Source organism: Clostridium sp. AM27-31LB, assembly GCF_003480745.1.
Classification (GTDB): Bacteria; Bacillota; Clostridia; order Lachnospirales; family Lachnospiraceae; genus Butyribacter; species Butyribacter intestini.
Genome location: NZ_QUJS01000003.1, coordinates 262,861 through 279,757 on the forward strand (window position 1 = coordinate 262,861; position 16,897 = coordinate 279,757).

Below are 16,897 nucleotides of genomic sequence, written 5' to 3' on the forward strand. Positions count from 1 at the left end.
TCGTAACATACTATGTTTAAGAGATGGGATGATTGCACTGATTGACCTGTTTCTAATGCGTGGCTGTTGCTGTAATCTTACGGCAGCGGTAATGCTTCACTTAAGTACAAAAATATAGTTGTGTTAGGAGGAAATTATGCGAAGAAGAATTGTGATGTTAATAACTACATTGGCATTATCTACTATGATGCTTGCCGGTTGTGGAAACGGGAAGAACAATAATTCGGTTACATCATCTGCTACACAGGAACCTGAGGCTGAAAAGACAGCTGGACCTGTTGTAAATGAGGATGACAGTGATTATGATGAGAGTGATATGACCGGTGATGATGACGGTGTTGTGGGTGATGTTGTTGATGATGCAGCAGATGTAGTTGACGATGTTGCGGATGATACGGCGGATGTTGTCGATGATGCTACAGGAAATCAGGGAACTGATGGAACAGCAAATAATGCGGGACAGGCAGGGACAACTGACAATGTAAATGGAAATACTGCAACAGCAAAACCCAAAACGACAAAGAAGCCAAACAAAAAGAAAGCAAATAATAAGAAAAATACAAACAAGAATACAGACAAAAACAATAATAAAAAGAACAACAAAAGATAATAGTAACATGAAATAAGCCGGTGGTGCACTTATTGTTTTTACAACCGGTGGCACAAAAACAGACGGTTTTTGGTATAAAATTAATAATAAAAACGGGTAAACTATTAAGTTTTACCCGTTTTTTTGAAATAAATAATTTTAGTAGTTAACAGTGATATTCGCAATTAGTGAAACGAATTGCGAATATCACTGAATATAAATGGTTTTACTAATTATTGCAAACAGACGCTTTGCTGATTATAATTGAATCGAAAAAAGTATCCGGTCTTTATCGTTGAATACTACATCTTTTTCATATTTAAAACCAAGTTTTTCGGCTGTTTTGATAGAGCGGCTATTGTCATGGTCGATGACGACAACTATACGGTTCATGTCCAGGTTTTCTTTTGCATATCTTAAAGCTGCCTCACAGCACTCTAATGCATAGCCATAGCCCCAGTGCTCACTGTCAAGCAGATAAGAGAGCATTATTTCGTCCTTGCCGTCTATGGTTTCATTTTCAAAGCCACATCTTCCTATTAGTTTTTTACTTGTCTTGCCAAATACTCCCCAAAGACCATAGCCGTAAAAAGAATAGACTTTCTGTATATAGGCTTTTTGTTTTTCCATTTCAGCGTCAAGGTAATCGTCTATATTGTCTATGTACTTCCTTACCTGAGGGTCAGAGTATATGGTATATATCTGAGGTATATCTGATACAGCAAGTTCTCTTATGATAAGTCGTTTTGTCGATGCTATAGTTATCGGTTTTCCATGTGAGCGTAACAATGTGTTTTCGATAAATGTCTTGTCAATGCTGTCAAAAGACTCGATGAGCACATCTGCTTTGTAGAGATTCTGTGGCTTTACGGCATCTGGAGAAGAAAAACCTATGCAGGTGACATTACATTCTTTCGCTGCCTTTACACCATTTTCTGAATCCTCTATTATAACGGTATCCTCAAGTGATGCACCGAGTTTTTCAAGTGCAAGGAGAAATGTGTCAGGTGCAGGTTTTGGATGTTTGACTTGTGATGCTGACACGAGTTTTTTAAAGTATTTTTTTATACCGAGTTTTTTTACTACAGTTTCAATCTCTTTAGGTGAAGATGATGAAGCTATTGCAAGTTGTATGCCGTCTCTGTAAAGCCTTTTGATAAGCTCTATGACACCGGGAACAGCGATATAGCCTTCTTTTTCATGCATTTCTTTTTTGGTTTTGTTTAATTTTTCAAGAAGTTCATCTGTTGATATATCGAGAGAAAAATCTTTAATAGCTGTCTCTGCCATTTTTTTAGTTGAACTTCCTATAAATGAATAGCAATATTCTATATCAACATCAGCACCAAGCTCCTTAAATGTCCTGACTGCTGCTTTTGCGTGTTGTGGTTCACTGTCTATGATAACGCCATCCATGTCAAATATAATAGTTTTTAACATAATCATCCGCCCCCTTTTTACGCTGTCTATTTTTAGTTGTTGCAATAAACAGTATTGGTTTAATTTACATCTGTTTTTTTATTCTCTTTTTTGTTATAATATCATATGTGTATGTTAGGGTCAAAAGATATTTTATTTTAGATAAATATAAGCAAAAAGTTATAGAAAAATGGAGGAAAAGTATTATGGCAATAATTAAACCGTTTGTTGCAATAAGACCGGATACAGATGTCGCAGACAGGGTTGCAGCATTACCTTATGATGTTTATAACAGGGTGGAGGCAGCAGAAGAGGTGAGGAGAGAACCTTTATCTTTTTTGAAGATAGACAGGGCAGAAACTCAGTTTGATGACAGTGTTGATACATATGCACCGCAGGTTTATGACAAGGCAAAAGAAATTTTTGAGAGTATGGTGGCAGACGGCATATATGTAACGGATGATGACGAGTGTTATTATATTTACAGACTTACGATGGATGGAAGAGAGCAGACGGGGATTGTTGCATGTGCAAGTGTTGACGATTATGTAAATAATGTTATTAAAAAGCATGAAAATACAAGAGAGGAAAAGGAACAGGATCGTATCAGACATGTAGATACATTAAGTGCACAGACAGGACCTATCTTTCTTGCATACAGATCTAAAAAAGCAATAAATGATGTAGTGTCAAAAGTCATGACTGAGGAAAGTCCGCTTTATGATTTTACGGCGGTTGACGGCATAGGTCATACAGTATGGAAGATTGCTGAAAGTAAAGAGGTTGAGATTATCAAAAATGCGTTTGCAGGCATTGGAGAGATATACATAGCAGATGGACATCACAGGGCAGCTTCTGCGGTCAAAGTCGGATTAAAGAGAAGAAAAGAAAATCATGGTTATGACGGAACGGAGGAATTTAATTATTTCTTATCAGTGCTTTTCCCGGATGACCAGCTTATGATAATGGATTATAACCGCACGGTAAAGGATCTGAATGGACTTTCAGAGGATGAATTTATCGAAAAAATCAAAGATAATTTTGAGGTCACAACTTTAAGTGAAGCAAAACATCCTGACAAAAAAGGTAAGGTTTCAATGTATTTATCAGGAAAATGGTATATGCTTTCTGCAAAGAAAGAGCTTCTTGAGATAAATGACCCTGTATTGTCGCTCGATGTTTCACTGTTACAGAATTATCTTCTTGAACCGGTTCTTGGAATAAAAGATCCGAGAACAGATGAGAGAATAGATTTTATCGGTGGTATAAGAGGTCTTAAGGAACTTGAAAAGCGTGCTGATTCAGATATGAAAGTATCATTTGCAATGTATCCTACATCTATATCAGAATTGTTTGATGTGGCAGATGCAGGTCTTTTAATGCCACCTAAGAGTACATGGTTTGAGCCAAAGCTCAGGAGCGGTCTTTTTATTCACAGGATTTAATATTACAGGCAAGTCCCAAAGCTTTTGTTGCGTATGGTAATAAGTGGTGGAAAATTCTTTATTTAGAAGATATAGAGAGTGCATAACGGTAAACAGGAGGGATTTATGTTATATACAAGAGGGCTTTTAAGCTCAGCAGCGGGTGTCGTGGAGCAGTCTGCAAGTGGAAAGGCGATAGGTGTCGATGAACTTCAGAAAGTCATGAACTCATCTGCATCTGATAAGCAGAAAACAAGCTTTTTTATACAATATCTGCTTAGCCAGAGAGAATGGCTGCTTGATTTTGCAAAGACGCTTCTGATAGCGGTAATTGTTTTTATTATTGGAAGAAAACTTGTCAAACTGGCTCTCAAGGTTACAAAAAAGACTATGGAGCGTAAGGCGGTAGAGATAAGTGTTCAAAAGTTTGTTATGTCACTTGCCACATTTGCCTATAATATTCTACTCCTGATGGTTATAGCAGGAATAATCGGCATAGGTACAAGTTCTATTGTTGCGGTTCTTGGCTCGGCAGGACTGGCGGTTGGTCTTGCGTTGCAGGGAAGTCTTTCAAATCTTGCAGGTGGTGTGCTTATACTTCTTTTGAAGCCTTTTAGAGTGGGAGATTATATAATCACTGCCGGTGCTGAGGGAACGGTTATGAGTATAGATATATTTTATACAAGGATAGCCACCACGGATAACAAGGTTGTCGTTATACCGAACGGTACCATTTCAAACTCAAATGTCACAAATACAACTAAGCAGGACGAAAGAATGCTTGTGTTAGAGTTTACGGTTCCTTTAGATGCAAATATCGAGGAAGTGAAAACTGAGATAATGAAGCTTATCGAGAGCAATGAAAGGATACTTCATGAAATGAACAGATGTGTTGTTGTTGATAAACTTACACCGGTCAACATAAAGATGCAGGCAAAGGCATGGACAAAGAGCGAAGATTATTGGGATGTAAAGTATCTTTTACTTGAGCAGATAAGTATTGTGTTGCAAGGATTCAGGTGATAGGGTATAATTAAATGTGTTTTGAGAATGCAGATAAGCAAAGTGAATGTATTCATGGGTAAGCAGCGAAAGCGGATTGCAAATGTCTGCATTGTCATTAAAAACTGAAAGAAAGCTGGTGAGATTAAGTGGTTAAGTATTACAGGACAGATGATAAAAAGATATATGAGGTTTCTGAACTTACTCAGGGAATCTGGATTGATATGGTAAACCCGACGGTTTCTGAAGGTGAGGAAGTAGCAGAAAAGTTAAATATAGATATTCAAGATCTGTTGGCAGCACTTGATGAAGAGGAAAGCTCGCGTGTGGAGCTTGAGGATGGATATACACTTATTCTCATTGATATACCTACGACTGAGATAAGACACGATAAAGAAGCATATACTACTATACCGCTTGGCATCATACTTACATCAGATACGATTATTACTGTCTGTACTGAGGAGACTTCTATATTGCAAGCGTTCGTAAATGGAAGGGTAAAGGAGTTTAGTACAAAGAAAAAACTCAGATTTGTTTATCAGATATTGTTTAGAGTGGCATCATCCTATCAGACCAGCCTTAGGGTTATAGATAAGAAGCGTACTGAAATAGAGGAGAGAATCGATGATGATACGGAAGATATAGACCTTATAGATCTCCATGCCTTAGAGTCAACGCTTGTCTACTTTGCAACATCGCTTCGTGCAAATGCCGTTGTAATGGACAGACTGACAAGATATAAAAGACTTGAGCAGTATCCTGATGATAAGGATCTGCTTGATGATGTAATTGTCGAGAACCAGCAGGCTATTGAGATGACAAGCATATACAGAGATATAGTAAATGGAACAAGAGAACTTATGTCATCAGTTATTGACAACAGACTGAATAATGTAATGAAGACGCTTACGATAGTTACGCTCGTCATGGGTATTCCAACTCTTATTTCAGGAATATATGGAATGAACGTAAATTCAAAATGGGTTCCGTTTTCAAATACACCGTTTGGTTTTGGGATTATCTGTGGAGTGATACTTATTGTGTGTGCAGTTATGCTTATAGTATTAAAAAAGAAAAAGTTTTTGTAGGCTGTAGCCTGCAAAAACTTTTTCTTTTTTAGTTATAGCAAAATGTTCGTAACATAGTAGAAAGGAGCAAAACGCTGTTTTTGCTCTTTTCTACCCAGCAAGATATTCGTCATATAATTTTATAACATCACGCATAGCCTGTGGTCCCGGTGCACCGATTGTGTTTCGTTTATCGACACAGGTTTCCATGCTTATTGCATCGTATATATCTTCTTCAAATACAGGGCTTATCGCTTTGTATTCGTCAAGAGTCATTTCTCCAAGTGATATATTTTTGTCTATGCAGTAAAGTACAAGCTGACCAATAATTCCGTGTGCATCCCTGAATGGAACACCGTGTTTAACAAGATAATCTGCGGCATCAGTAGCATTTGTAAATCCGCCTTCTGCACTTGCACGCATACGGTCTTTATTGAATGTCATTGTGTCGAGCATACCGTTGAAAAGAAGAATACATCCCTTTGTAGTGTCGATGGCATCAAATACAAATTCTTTGTCCTCCTGCATATCTTTGTTGTATGCAAGTGAAAGACCTTTCATTGTAGTGAGAAGTGAAGTAAGTGAGCCATAAACCCTGCCTGTCTTTCCACGCACAAGCTCGGCAATGTCAGGGTTTTTCTTCTGCGGCATAATACTGCTGCCGGTTGAGTATGAATCATCTATCTCAATATATCTGTACTCGTTTGTGTTCCAGATGATTATCTCCTCACAAAAACGGCTTAAATGCATCATTATAATAGACATCGCACATGAAAACTCGATGAGATAATCTCTGTCAGAAACGGAGTCCATACTGTTTAATGTAGGACCGTAAAAACCAAGGAGCTCTGCTGTTCTCTCTCTGTTTAATGGATATGTAGTGCCGGCAAGTGCACCTGAGCCAAGTGGGCAGTAGTTCATGCGTTCATATATATCTTTAAGGCGTGAGCGGTCTCTTTTAAACATCTCAAAATATGCACCCATGTGATGTGCGAGAGTTATAGGCTGTGCTTTCTGGAGATGAGTAAATCCCGGCATTATAGTGTCAAGATTTTCTTTCATTATCTTTAAGAGACTATTAAGAAGATTTTTGAGAAGCTTATCCATCTCAAGGACTTCTTTCCTTGTATAGAGTTTCATATCAAGTGCAACCTGGTCGTTACGGCTTCTTCCGGTGTGAAGTTTCTTTCCGGCATCACCGACACGCTCGATAAGATGAGCTTCTACAAAACTGTGTATATCCTCATGCTCCTCATTGATTATGAGTTTTCCAGATTTTATATCTTCAAGAATTGATTTAAGACCTCCGATTATAGTGTCTTTGTCTTCATCAGAGATTATCTTCTGCTCAGCGAGCATAGTTACATGAGCGATACTTCCTGTTATGTCTTCCTCATAAAATTTTTGGTCAAATGAGAGTGATGCATTGAAATTGTGCACGAGTTGGTTGGTTTCCTTTGTGAATCGTCCTCCCCAAAGTTTCATATTGGTTGTTCCTCCGTTTCAGTTATAATGTCAGGTAATTGTTAAAATACCGAAATGGAATATCCACTTCGGTATTCTTGTAATTATAATATTTGCCTAAGTCTAAAATATATATTAAAATTAGATAATAGATCATATCAAATATATATTAGTCCTCAGCCTCAGGTTCTCCGTCAGAGAACTCGATATAGTCATCGTCAAAATCATCTGAGTAATCATCAGGATCAAAATCCTCAAGATAATCAGGTGTGAGATACTTATAAACCGCAAATGCGATACCTGCTACTGCTGCAATCGCACCGAGTACGGCAAGAACGATAACGATAGCGTTTTTGTTCTTTTCTTCAAGTTCTTTTTTGTGTAATAATTCAGAAACTTTTGCTGCATTGATCAAATCTTCAAATTTGTTGCTCATAATCCCCATCCTTTCTTCTTAAAAAAATGTCTGTTGAAATATATCACAAATTCGCAAGGCAAGAGAAGGTGTTATCTTCTTGTACCGAATTTGTGAACGATAAAATCATATAGCACGAAGTGCGGCAGATGCGATGCATCTGGATTTGGTCATTATTATATCATAAGATAACCGTTATATCTAGTAGTATAATAGTTATTTTTTCTTAAGTTTTGCAAAGGAAGCCATCATTTTGCGTGTGGTTTGGTTGTCAAATTCAACAGTCACCATATAATCACCTGAATGCTCAGTCATATCCTTGACTACACCTTCTCCAAATTTAATGTGTGAAACTCTGTCACCTGTTTTATAATCAGGCGTGGAAGAGGAAGCAGTGGCAGCCTTAGTGTTTCCAAAGCCCTTTTTGATAAGAGGATTGTCCAGGAGTCCGATGCCTGATGTCTGATGCTGTTTTTGTTTTGCTTTTTTTTCCGCAAGCGGATTCCAGGTTGTGGCTGCTGCATCTGGTTTTTTATATATCGGAGTTTGCTGCATTTTTGGCTGCATTTTGAGGAAGTCTGCCGCACTGTAACTTCCGGAAGGTTTTTTTGCAGACTGCGTGGTCTGTTGTTTTGCCGGACCTGTTTGCTTGATAAGATAGCGGGGTATCTCATCTATAAAGCGTGATGGTCTGTAGAATTGCATTTCGCCGTTTCTAAACCTTGCTTTAGCACAACTGAGTGAAAGTTTTTTCTGTGCACGCGTTATGCCTACATAGCAGAGTCGCCTTTCTTCCTCCATCTCCTCAGGGTCATCACCTGTTACTGCCATATATCCTGGAAAGATGCCGTCTTCCATGCCGACAAGGTAGACATACGGAAATTCAAGACCTTTTGCACTGTGAAGTGTCATAAGGAGAACAAGGTCATTACTCTCATCCACATTGTCAATATCAGCTACAAGAGCTATCTCCTCAAGAAAACCGCTAAGCGATGGTTCTTCATCGTCACAGCTTTCAATGTATGATGCAATCTTGTTGACAAGTTCCTCGATATTTTCTATACGGCCTTTTGCTTCCTCGGTATCTTCTTCCTCAAGAAGCTTTACATAACCTGTTTCGTCGATGATTTCTTTTATGAGATCATCAAGACCATAGCCGTCCATCTCTAAATGTCTCTTAAATGACTCGATAAGATTTACAAAGGAATTTATCTTTCCGGTACTTCGTTTGACACCATCGATGTAATCACAGTTTTGCAATGCTCCGTAAAAACTTGTTTCATGCTCTATGGCATAAGAGGTTATTCGGTCTATCGTTGTAAGTCCTATACCTCTTTTTGGAACATTGATTATTCGCTTTACCGATATGTCATCAAGACCATTTTCTATCGTGCGGAGATAGGCGAGCATATCTTTTATTTCTTTACGCTGGTAAAAGTTTACAGCACCGACTATCCTGTAAGGAATATTGTTTGTTACAAGTTTTTCCTCGAAAATACGTGACTGGGCATTTGTTCTGTAAAGAATTGCAAAGTCCTTATAGTCTGCCTGCCCGCTTCTTGTGACTGCTGCAATGGCAGCAGCGATGGAAGATGCCTCGTCATAATCGGAATCAAATTGTGAGAGATATATAAGATCACCTTTTTCGTGCTGTGTCCAGAGAGCCTTATCTTTTCTCACCTGATTGTTTTTAATAACAGCATTTGCTGCATCAAGGATGTTCTGGGTCGAACGATAGTTTTCCTCAAGTTTTATGACTTCTGTTTCAGGATAGGAGTTTTCAAAATTCAGTATGTTTTTGATGTTTGCACCACGAAATTTGTAGATGGACTGATCATCATCACCTACCACACAAAGATTGTGCAATGTCTCACCGTTATCACCTTTTGTGCTGGCAAGAAGATGTATAAGTCTAAACTGTGCTGTGTTTGTGTCCTGATATTCATCAACCATTATGTACTTAAATCTGTTTTGGTAATATTCAAGTATATCCGGGTTTTCTTTAAAAAGCTGTACCGTTTTACAGATAAGGTCATCAAAATCGAGTGCATTGGCATCGTGAAGCCGTCTTTCATATTCTCTGTATGCTCTTGCATAAAGTTCTTTCTGGTGGTCGCCCATCGCCATTTTTTCGTATTCCTCAGGTGAGACAAGTTCGTCTTTTGCTGAGGAGATAGCGTTCATAAAAGTTCTTTCTTTATATTTTTTCGGGTCAAGGTTAAGAAATTTGATTATCTCACGCATAAGCGTTTTCTGGTCGTCACCGTCATATATCGTAAAACTCCGTGAGTAACCGAGTGACTCAATATTTCTTCGCAATATCCTGACGCAGGTTGAGTGAAAAGTGCTCACCCATATATCATCAGCCTGTTCTGCAAGGAGTGACTGCACACGCTCACGCATCTCACCGGCAGCCTTGTTTGTAAATGTGAGTGCTAAAATGTTCCAAGGTTTTACTCTGTATTCATTTATCAAAAAGGCTATTCTGTGTGTAAGAACCCTTGTTTTACCGGAGCCTGCACCTGCAAGTATAAGGAGAGGTCCCTGAAAATGTTTAACAGCTTTTTCCTGTTCGGGGTTCAGTCCTTCTAATATATTCATTGTTACCTCCATTTATTAAAGTTTATCACGATATTTTTTTGCACTTTCAAAAAATTGCATCAGTTTGTCTGAATCACCACTTATAACTGCTTCTTTCGCATTTGTAAGAGTAGCAATGTATCTGTTGAGAAATGAAACTATTGCATCTGGGTTTGAAAGACAGATATTTTGCCACATTTCGGGGGAAGAAGAAGAAATGCGTGTTATATCCTTAAGTCCGCCGGCGGCAAGTCTGCCATATTTTCCGTCATCATCAAGCTTAGCCACGGTATTTATAAGAGAAGCCGATATGATATGAGGGCAGTGGCTTATGGCAGCAGTTACATTGTCATGGGTTTTATAGTCCATTATCTCACAATGTGAGCCTGCAGTGATTATAAAATTTTTAAGCCATGAAGTATATTCAGCCGGGACTTCCTCAGTCGGAGTGAGAATGTAGTAGGCATCTTTAAGATATGATGAGTCGGAGTTTGCATATCCGGTTTTTTCAGAGCCGGTCATTGGATGACCACCGATAAAATTTTTGTTAAGTCCAAGCTCTGCTACGGCTTTGTGGATATTTCCTTTTACACTTCCAACATCAGTAAGTAAACAATTTTCTGATATGTAAGGTGAGAGTTCGTTAAGATAAGAAATATTAGTAAGAACCGGAGCACAAAGAAATATAACATCACAATCTGAAAAATCACTTAGTGATGTGCTGATATTATCAACGATACCATCTTGTTTTGCTGCTTCAAGTTTTTTGTGTGTTTTGATTTTATAGTAGTTATATGCAATAATATTGGAAGAAGGATAGATTTCTTTTAATGCGTGTGCTATAGAGCCACCGATAAGTCCAAATCCAATAAATCCAAAATTATTAAAAGAGAGTTGTTCAGTCATGATTTAACCTTTCGTTATTTTTTTGCTTCACGAGAAAAAGTTACTGTTCACACTTATAGTGCGGTAAGCAACAAAAAACCTCTCATATAGAGCTTCTTTTATTGTAATTCAGCTAAAAAATCATGTCAATATAATCTAATAAAACTTTACACATATCTCAAAAAATAGTATTATATGATGCAAGGGTCAAAAGCGGATAGCAATATTGCAATCCATGGCATTTGATATAAGATGGGCTGTTTTGGTGAAAAATAAGCCGTATTTGATTTTTAGTTGGAGGAAAGTTATGAACACTTTACGCAGATATGTTAAAAACGCGAAAGATGTATTCCGTATCATAGCAGGAGTAATAGGCAGTTATGCAGGAGTTATTTCCAATATAATAGGAACTGCTATGGGTATTCTGGCATCAGTAATGGTGATAGGCGGAATAGTAGGTTTGTGTGTATATGTCAAAGTGCTTCCTATGTTTACAGAGGCAAGAGAGGAAGTATTTGACAAACTTGTTCATCTTAGTGAAGATGATTTTGTAATGAAAGAAGACACGGTGGTATATGACTCAAAGGGTAAGCAAGTAGGTTCAGTAAATGCCGGAAGTTATAAATATGTCAAGATAAATGATGTATCGCCATATATTTATGAGGGTTATATTGCCGTGGAGGACAAGCGATTTAAGACACACGGAGGTGTGGACCTTGTTGCCACGATGAGAGCAGGTGTTTCGCTTTTGAAACACAACATGGAGATAACACAGGGTGGAAGTACGATTACACAGCAGGTTATAAAGAACAACCTGCTCACGCAGAACAAGAGTTACACAAGAAAGATTGCAGAGATACTCCTTGCACCGACGATAGAGAGTAAATTTACAAAAGCTCAGATTATGGAGTTTTATTGTAATAGTAACTTTTATGGAAACAAATGTTATGGTGTTGGTGCGGCAAGCAAATATTATTTTGGGAAGAAGTGTGCAGACTTAGAACCACATGAGGCAGCGATGCTTATAGGACTGTCAAACAGCCCTGCATCATACAATCCTGTTCTTCATCCAAAGGCAGCATTAAAAAAGAGAAACAGTGTTTTAAGGATTATGTGTAAAGAGGGTGTTATTACACCTAAAGAGTACAAATCCGCACTGAAAAAGAAATTAAATATAAAGCAGTTTTCGGAAAAAGGTGGCAGTAAAGAGAGCTATGTTATGAGCTATGCTATCCATTGTGCAGCCATATCACTTATGGAAAAAGAAAATTTCAAGTTTAAATATGTATTTGATTCAAAAGAAGATTATCAGAAATACAATAAACAATATTCAAAAGTATATAGCGAAAAAATAGAGAGCATACGTTCAGGCGGATATAAGCTTTATACTTCAATAAATATGAAGAAACAGAAAAAGCTTCAAAAGGCAGTAGATAACGGACTTTCATTTAATAAAGAAAAAGATGGTGATACTGGCAAATATGCACTTCAGGGGGCAGCGGTATGTATCAATAATGAGACAAACTATGTCGAGGCGATTGTTGGGGGCCGTGGAAAAAATGACCAGTACAACAGGGCATATCTTGCTGCAAGACAGTCAGGAAGTGCGATTAAACCGCTTATTGACTATACTCCTGGATTTGAATCCGGTATGTATTCCCCGTCTACCATAGTAAATGACCATAAATTTGCAAACGGACCATCAAATGCAGGTGGCGGTTATCATGGAAATGTAAGGATAAGAGAGGCAGTAGCAAGGTCGCTCAATACAGTAGCATGGCAGGTGCTTGACAATATTACCGTAAAATACGGATTGTCATTCCTTGATAAGCTTCATTTCCATAATATAAGTTATATTGATAATGACAATATGGCACTTTCTCTTGGTGGATTTACAGAGGGTGTGCGTGTAGTCGATATGGCAAAAGGATTTTCAACGCTTGCAAACAACGGAAGTTACAGTGACAGGACCTGCATCAAGAAAATAGAACATGTTTCTGACGGTGTAGTTTACAAGAATAACAATGAAAAAGATCAGGTTTATTCACAGGATGCTGCATGGATGATGACTGATGTGTTAAAGGGAGTATTTAATGAGTCATACGGAACGGGACGCAAATTAAAACTTGATAACGGTCAGATATGTGCAGGTAAGACCGGTACGACAAATTCAAGTAAGGATGTGTGGTTCTGCGGATATACGAAGTATTATACAACTGTAGTTTGGGCTGGTTATGACACTCCTAGAGCAATGCCAGGGGCTTCAGGTGCTTCTATTCCGGGTGTTATATGGAAAGATTATATGGATGATATTCATAAAAAATTAAAACCGGAAGACTTTATTATGCCGTCTACGATAAGTCTTGCAAAATATGATGGAAATGGAAATATCATAGAGGGAACAGCTATTTCAGGAAGCAGCAAAAGAACATATGGTATGGATTATTTTTCAAAGACAATTCTCTCTGAGAAAGCAGATGAAGTTCAGGTACTTAAGGATAAAAAATATCAGAAAGAAGTGCTTAAAAAACTCAAGAATTTTGAAAAGAGGTATATCAGTAATATCGCCGATTACTACGATTTGGAAAATGATTATAAGGAACTTACGGACATGATATCAAGTATCGTGGATGATGATGTAAGAACAGATTATGCGGTAAGGGCAAGAAATAAATATGACTCTTTAAAGGACGAGACAGTAAGCTGGAAGAAAGTGGTAAAAGCATATGAAAAACAGCAAAAAGAGGAGAACGAACGTCTTGCAGAGAAGAAGAAAAATGATTCAGAGAGAGCTTTGAAAAATCAGATTTACAAAAATAAGATAGAGCTTGCAAGAACAAGAATAAAGAGGATGCATGGTTATTTGTATCAGCCGTCAAATATGCAGATTCTTATTGATTCGGCAAAAGAAGCTCTAGATGCTTGTAAGGGTTACTCAGAATATTATAATCTTAAAGCGATGTTTGATATGTATAAGAAAGAACTTGAGGAACTTCCGGTAAAGGGAGAAAGTAACAAAAAAAATCAGACGCCAACAGATACAAGTGAACCGGTGGCAACGGAAGAACCTCAGGAAGAGGAATAGAGGAGGAAGTGATAAATGGAAGAAAATAAAAATGATATAGATGAGCTTGTAAAAAGCATCGACTCCTCTTTTAAAGAGATGTCGCTTAAAGATATTGTTGCCACACATGAGGAGTATTTTGGGGCGGCTTCCCTGACTGACAATGAAAAAAAAGAGGAGAAGCCACCAAAACAACCGGTGAAAAAAAAGACTGAGAGAGTTAAAAGAACAAAAGATGAAGATGTTGACATGAAAAAAAAGGCATATAAGCCTGTTCAAGCTCATTTGAAAAAACGGGAGGATGACAATAAGGCGGAAAATCCTGTCAGAGTGGCTGATGCGGATAGAAAAAAAATTAAAGTGTTAAATGACAGGAAAATAAAGAATGCTGTAGAAAAAGAAAAAAAGCCTGAGGTTTCTCCAGAGATAAAAGAACAGAAGAAAAATGAAAGGATTGAAAAGATAGGAAGGGCAGGAGGATGGTTTCAGACGATCTGTTACATGAATATTCCTATAATCGGTTTCATATATGTTCTCGTACTTGCATTTAGTAAAAAAACATCTGAAGAGAGAAAAGACTTTGCAAGAGGATACCTTATCTATAAGGTTTTAGTATGGATACTGGCAATAGTTCTTCTTTATTGTCTGTATAAGCTTGGTCTTGGTTTTGTAGATGGAATATTATCTTTTATAAAGGCATAGGTAAAGTTATGAAAGTTTGTATATTATCGGGAAGTGAAAATCCAAATGGAAATACGGCTATTATGTGTGATAATGCAGCAGCATATTTAAAGGACATGAAAATAAAATACGATTTATTTAATCTGTATGAAGAAGAAGTTGATTTTGTAGCTGAAGAGATAAAAAAATATGATGTTGTCATAATAGCCACTCCAATTCATTCATTTTATTGCAGTGATGCGGTAAAAGAACTCATGGATTTTGCATTTGAAAATGAGGATTATTTTGATGGCAGGAGAAAAGAAAGTGGTATAAAGATAAAAAGTGCCATAATGGTATCTCATGGTTATGATGAAGGTTATGCGGTTGAGCCTTTTGAAATCGGATATAAAAGGTGGTGCGACCATGTTGGTATGGAATATGCCGGAAAGCTGGCGATAAGGGACACTGGTGATATAAGAAATTTTATTTTTAGCGAGCCGGCAAAAAAACATCAGGAATTTATAAAGAAAATATGTGGTATAGACGCTGAAGAACGGTCAGCAGCTATTTCAAGCAAAAGATTTTATCTGTCAGAAGCAAGTGAAAATAGGAGAGTATTTGAAAGATTATTTAACCTCTATATATACGAAATGTCATCATATGCCGAATGGATGGGAGAATGTATGACAGAGGATGCACTTTTTATACCGGATAAAGTTTCAGAATATTTTGAAATGTCGGAAAAACAGCCGTTTATAATTAAAGTAAAAGGGAAAATTGCAGGACTTATTGTGTTTTTAGTACCGGACAGGGAAAGAGAACCTGATGAAGCAGATTTTTATATTGAGGAATTATTTATACTAAAAGCATATAGAAAACAGCACATAGCAGAAGAATTGATAGAAGCTGTATGGAGTATAAATAAAGGCATATGCTCCGTATGTGCATTAAAAGCAAATAAAGGCTCGGTTAAATTTTGGAAAAAAGTCATAAAAAAATCCGGGTATGAATGTGAAGTAAAAGATATGGACGATGTGTATTTCTATAATATAAAAATAAAATAATATTTGGAAAAAAAAGTAAATATTGTGATATAATTTAAAAAGCTTTCTGAAAATGAAAACAAATAAAAGTAAGTCTGGTTTTAAGAATCAAAGGAGGAAAAAATGAAAACAGGATTATTAAAAAAAGCTGGTGTCCTTTTAATGGCAGCAGCAGTAACGGTAGGAAGTGTTTGGTGCGTTGGTAAAAAGAGCAGTGCAGCAGAAAATGATTTAAAAAGTATTTATTCAAGTGGGGATGTGAATGCTGAGGCAGGTGTAGAGCAGACACATGAGTTTTCAGTTGAGGCAGGAAAGAGTGTGTATTTCTTCATTTATTCTCAGAGTGTAGCGGATGGAATGATATCATATTACAAAGATGGAACTTATTTGGAGTCGTTTGCTATCAATTCAAGTGACTGGCATCAGTCAGAAGGGCAGTCAGACCTGTATTATTGGGGAGATTCATGGAAACCATCAGCGGACGCATCATATAAGGCTGTATTTTCATTTAAGTCGGCAGTGTATTATGATTTAGAAGTTGTTCAGAAAACTTCAGAAGATGCACAGATAAGTAACACTAAAATTACATTGACGGCAGGATTTAACCACAAGCTCTCTGTAAGTAACACATCAGATAGTGTAAAGTGGTCGACAAGCAACAAGGCAGTTGCAACAGTATCTTCTACAGGTGTTGTAAGTGCAAAGAAAAACGGAACGGCAATTATTACAGCAACACTTTCAGATAAAACAGAATTAAAGTGCACGGTAGATGTAAAGAAAAATGTTTATTCGAGAAGTAAACAGGCAGTGTCATCTTTGCCATATGGAAAATCAGGAGTGGATGTTTATAATATATCTTATGATAAAAAAGGAAATATTGTATTAAAGGCCAATATATTAAATAATACACAGTATATGGCAACAATGATAAAAAAGATTAATATTCAGGTAAAGACACTGGATGGAAAAAAAATTTGTTCATATACAGTAAAAAATAAAAAGATAACACTTAAGAGTGGTGGTAAAAAGTATGTTAAATATACTATTGCAAAAAAGAATGTCAAGATTAAAAAAGCTGATTTAAGAAATATTGCTGCACCAAAGGTTTCCGGTATGATTATGTATAAGAAATAGTCTGTATAAAATTTAACACTATTGATGAAGCACTTTCTGATATGATGCGATAGCAGCTGATAGTGTTATAATCGGGCAGCAGATAGGAGTTCAAATATCAGCCCGACTAAAATAATTAAGTTAAAATCCCGGAAGATCAAAAGAG

13 protein-coding genes are annotated in these 16,897 nt (G+C 37.1%); 8 read left to right on the forward strand and 5 right to left on the reverse strand.

Going from position 1 to position 16,897, the window contains the following annotated elements; genetic code table 11:
- The first annotated feature begins 136 nt into the window (after positions 1–136).
- Positions 137–610 carry a hypothetical protein gene (locus DW721_RS06790; RefSeq protein ID WP_118745243.1) on the forward strand — a complete coding sequence of 158 codons (474 nt, stop codon included), beginning with the start codon at positions 137–139 and terminating at the stop codon, positions 608–610.
- Positions 611–847: 237 nt separating this feature from the next.
- Here DW721_RS06790 and DW721_RS06795 read toward each other — a convergent pair whose 3' ends face one another.
- Entirely contained in the window at positions 848–2,029 is a 1,182-nt protein-coding gene (locus DW721_RS06795) for a GNAT family N-acetyltransferase (RefSeq protein WP_182436243.1), read from the reverse strand.
- Positions 2,030–2,214: 185 nt separating this feature from the next.
- Between DW721_RS06795 and DW721_RS06800 the strand changes: the two genes are divergently transcribed.
- The 3 genes from DW721_RS06800 to DW721_RS06810 all read left to right on the forward strand — a co-directional run bounded on the left by DW721_RS06800 (position 2,215) and on the right by DW721_RS06810 (position 5,525).
- Entirely contained in the window at positions 2,215–3,453 is a 1,239-nt protein-coding gene (locus DW721_RS06800; RefSeq protein ID WP_118745245.1) for a DUF1015 domain-containing protein, read from the forward strand.
- A gap of 105 nt (positions 3,454–3,558) precedes the next feature.
- Complete coding sequence (locus tag DW721_RS06805; RefSeq protein ID WP_118745246.1) at positions 3,559–4,455, forward strand: mechanosensitive ion channel domain-containing protein; 897 nt, start codon at positions 3,559–3,561, stop codon at positions 4,453–4,455.
- A gap of 128 nt (positions 4,456–4,583) precedes the next feature.
- Positions 4,584–5,525: a magnesium transporter CorA family protein gene (locus DW721_RS06810; protein WP_022014476.1), complete on the forward strand. Its 942-nt coding sequence runs from the start codon at positions 4,584–4,586 to the stop codon at positions 5,523–5,525.
- A 90-nt stretch (positions 5,526–5,615) separates the two neighbouring features.
- Here DW721_RS06810 and argH read toward each other — a convergent pair whose 3' ends face one another.
- From argH to DW721_RS06830, 4 genes are all read right to left on the reverse strand, one after another.
- A complete protein-coding gene (gene argH, locus DW721_RS06815) occupies positions 5,616–6,989 on the reverse strand; it encodes an argininosuccinate lyase (protein WP_118745247.1) in 1,374 nt (457 codons plus the stop codon).
- A gap of 148 nt (positions 6,990–7,137) precedes the next feature.
- The gene (locus DW721_RS06820) at positions 7,138–7,404 is read right to left on the reverse strand and encodes a hypothetical protein (protein WP_022014474.1); all 267 of its coding nucleotides are present in this window, start codon (positions 7,402–7,404) and stop codon (positions 7,138–7,140) included.
- A 195-nt stretch (positions 7,405–7,599) separates the two neighbouring features.
- On the reverse strand, positions 7,600–9,984 hold the full coding sequence (locus tag DW721_RS06825; RefSeq protein WP_118745248.1) for a UvrD-helicase domain-containing protein: 2,385 nt from the start codon (positions 9,982–9,984) through the stop codon (positions 7,600–7,602).
- 15 nt (positions 9,985–9,999) lie between these two features.
- Positions 10,000–10,869, reverse strand: a complete 870-nt coding sequence (locus DW721_RS06830; RefSeq protein WP_022014472.1) for a prephenate dehydrogenase/arogenate dehydrogenase family protein — start codon at positions 10,867–10,869, stop codon at positions 10,000–10,002.
- A 286-nt stretch (positions 10,870–11,155) separates the two neighbouring features.
- Here DW721_RS06830 and DW721_RS06835 point away from each other — a divergent pair, with 286 nt between their 5' ends.
- The 4 genes from DW721_RS06835 (at position 11,156) to DW721_RS06850 (ending at position 16,752) form a co-directional block, all read left to right on the forward strand.
- Positions 11,156–13,933 (forward strand): transglycosylase domain-containing protein, encoded by a 2,778-nt coding sequence (locus tag DW721_RS06835; RefSeq protein WP_182436244.1) that lies wholly within the window; start codon positions 11,156–11,158, stop codon positions 13,931–13,933.
- Between the two features lie 15 nt (positions 13,934–13,948).
- On the forward strand, positions 13,949–14,614 hold the full coding sequence (locus tag DW721_RS06840) for a hypothetical protein (RefSeq protein WP_118745250.1): 666 nt from the start codon (positions 13,949–13,951) through the stop codon (positions 14,612–14,614).
- Positions 14,615–14,622: 8 nt separating this feature from the next.
- On the forward strand, positions 14,623–15,639 hold the full coding sequence (locus DW721_RS06845; RefSeq protein ID WP_118745251.1) for a GNAT family N-acetyltransferase: 1,017 nt from the start codon (positions 14,623–14,625) through the stop codon (positions 15,637–15,639).
- A 102-nt stretch (positions 15,640–15,741) separates the two neighbouring features.
- The gene (locus DW721_RS06850) at positions 15,742–16,752 is read left to right on the forward strand and encodes an Ig-like domain-containing protein (protein ID WP_243035968.1); all 1,011 of its coding nucleotides are present in this window, start codon (positions 15,742–15,744) and stop codon (positions 16,750–16,752) included.
- Positions 16,753–16,897 lie beyond the last annotated feature (145 nt).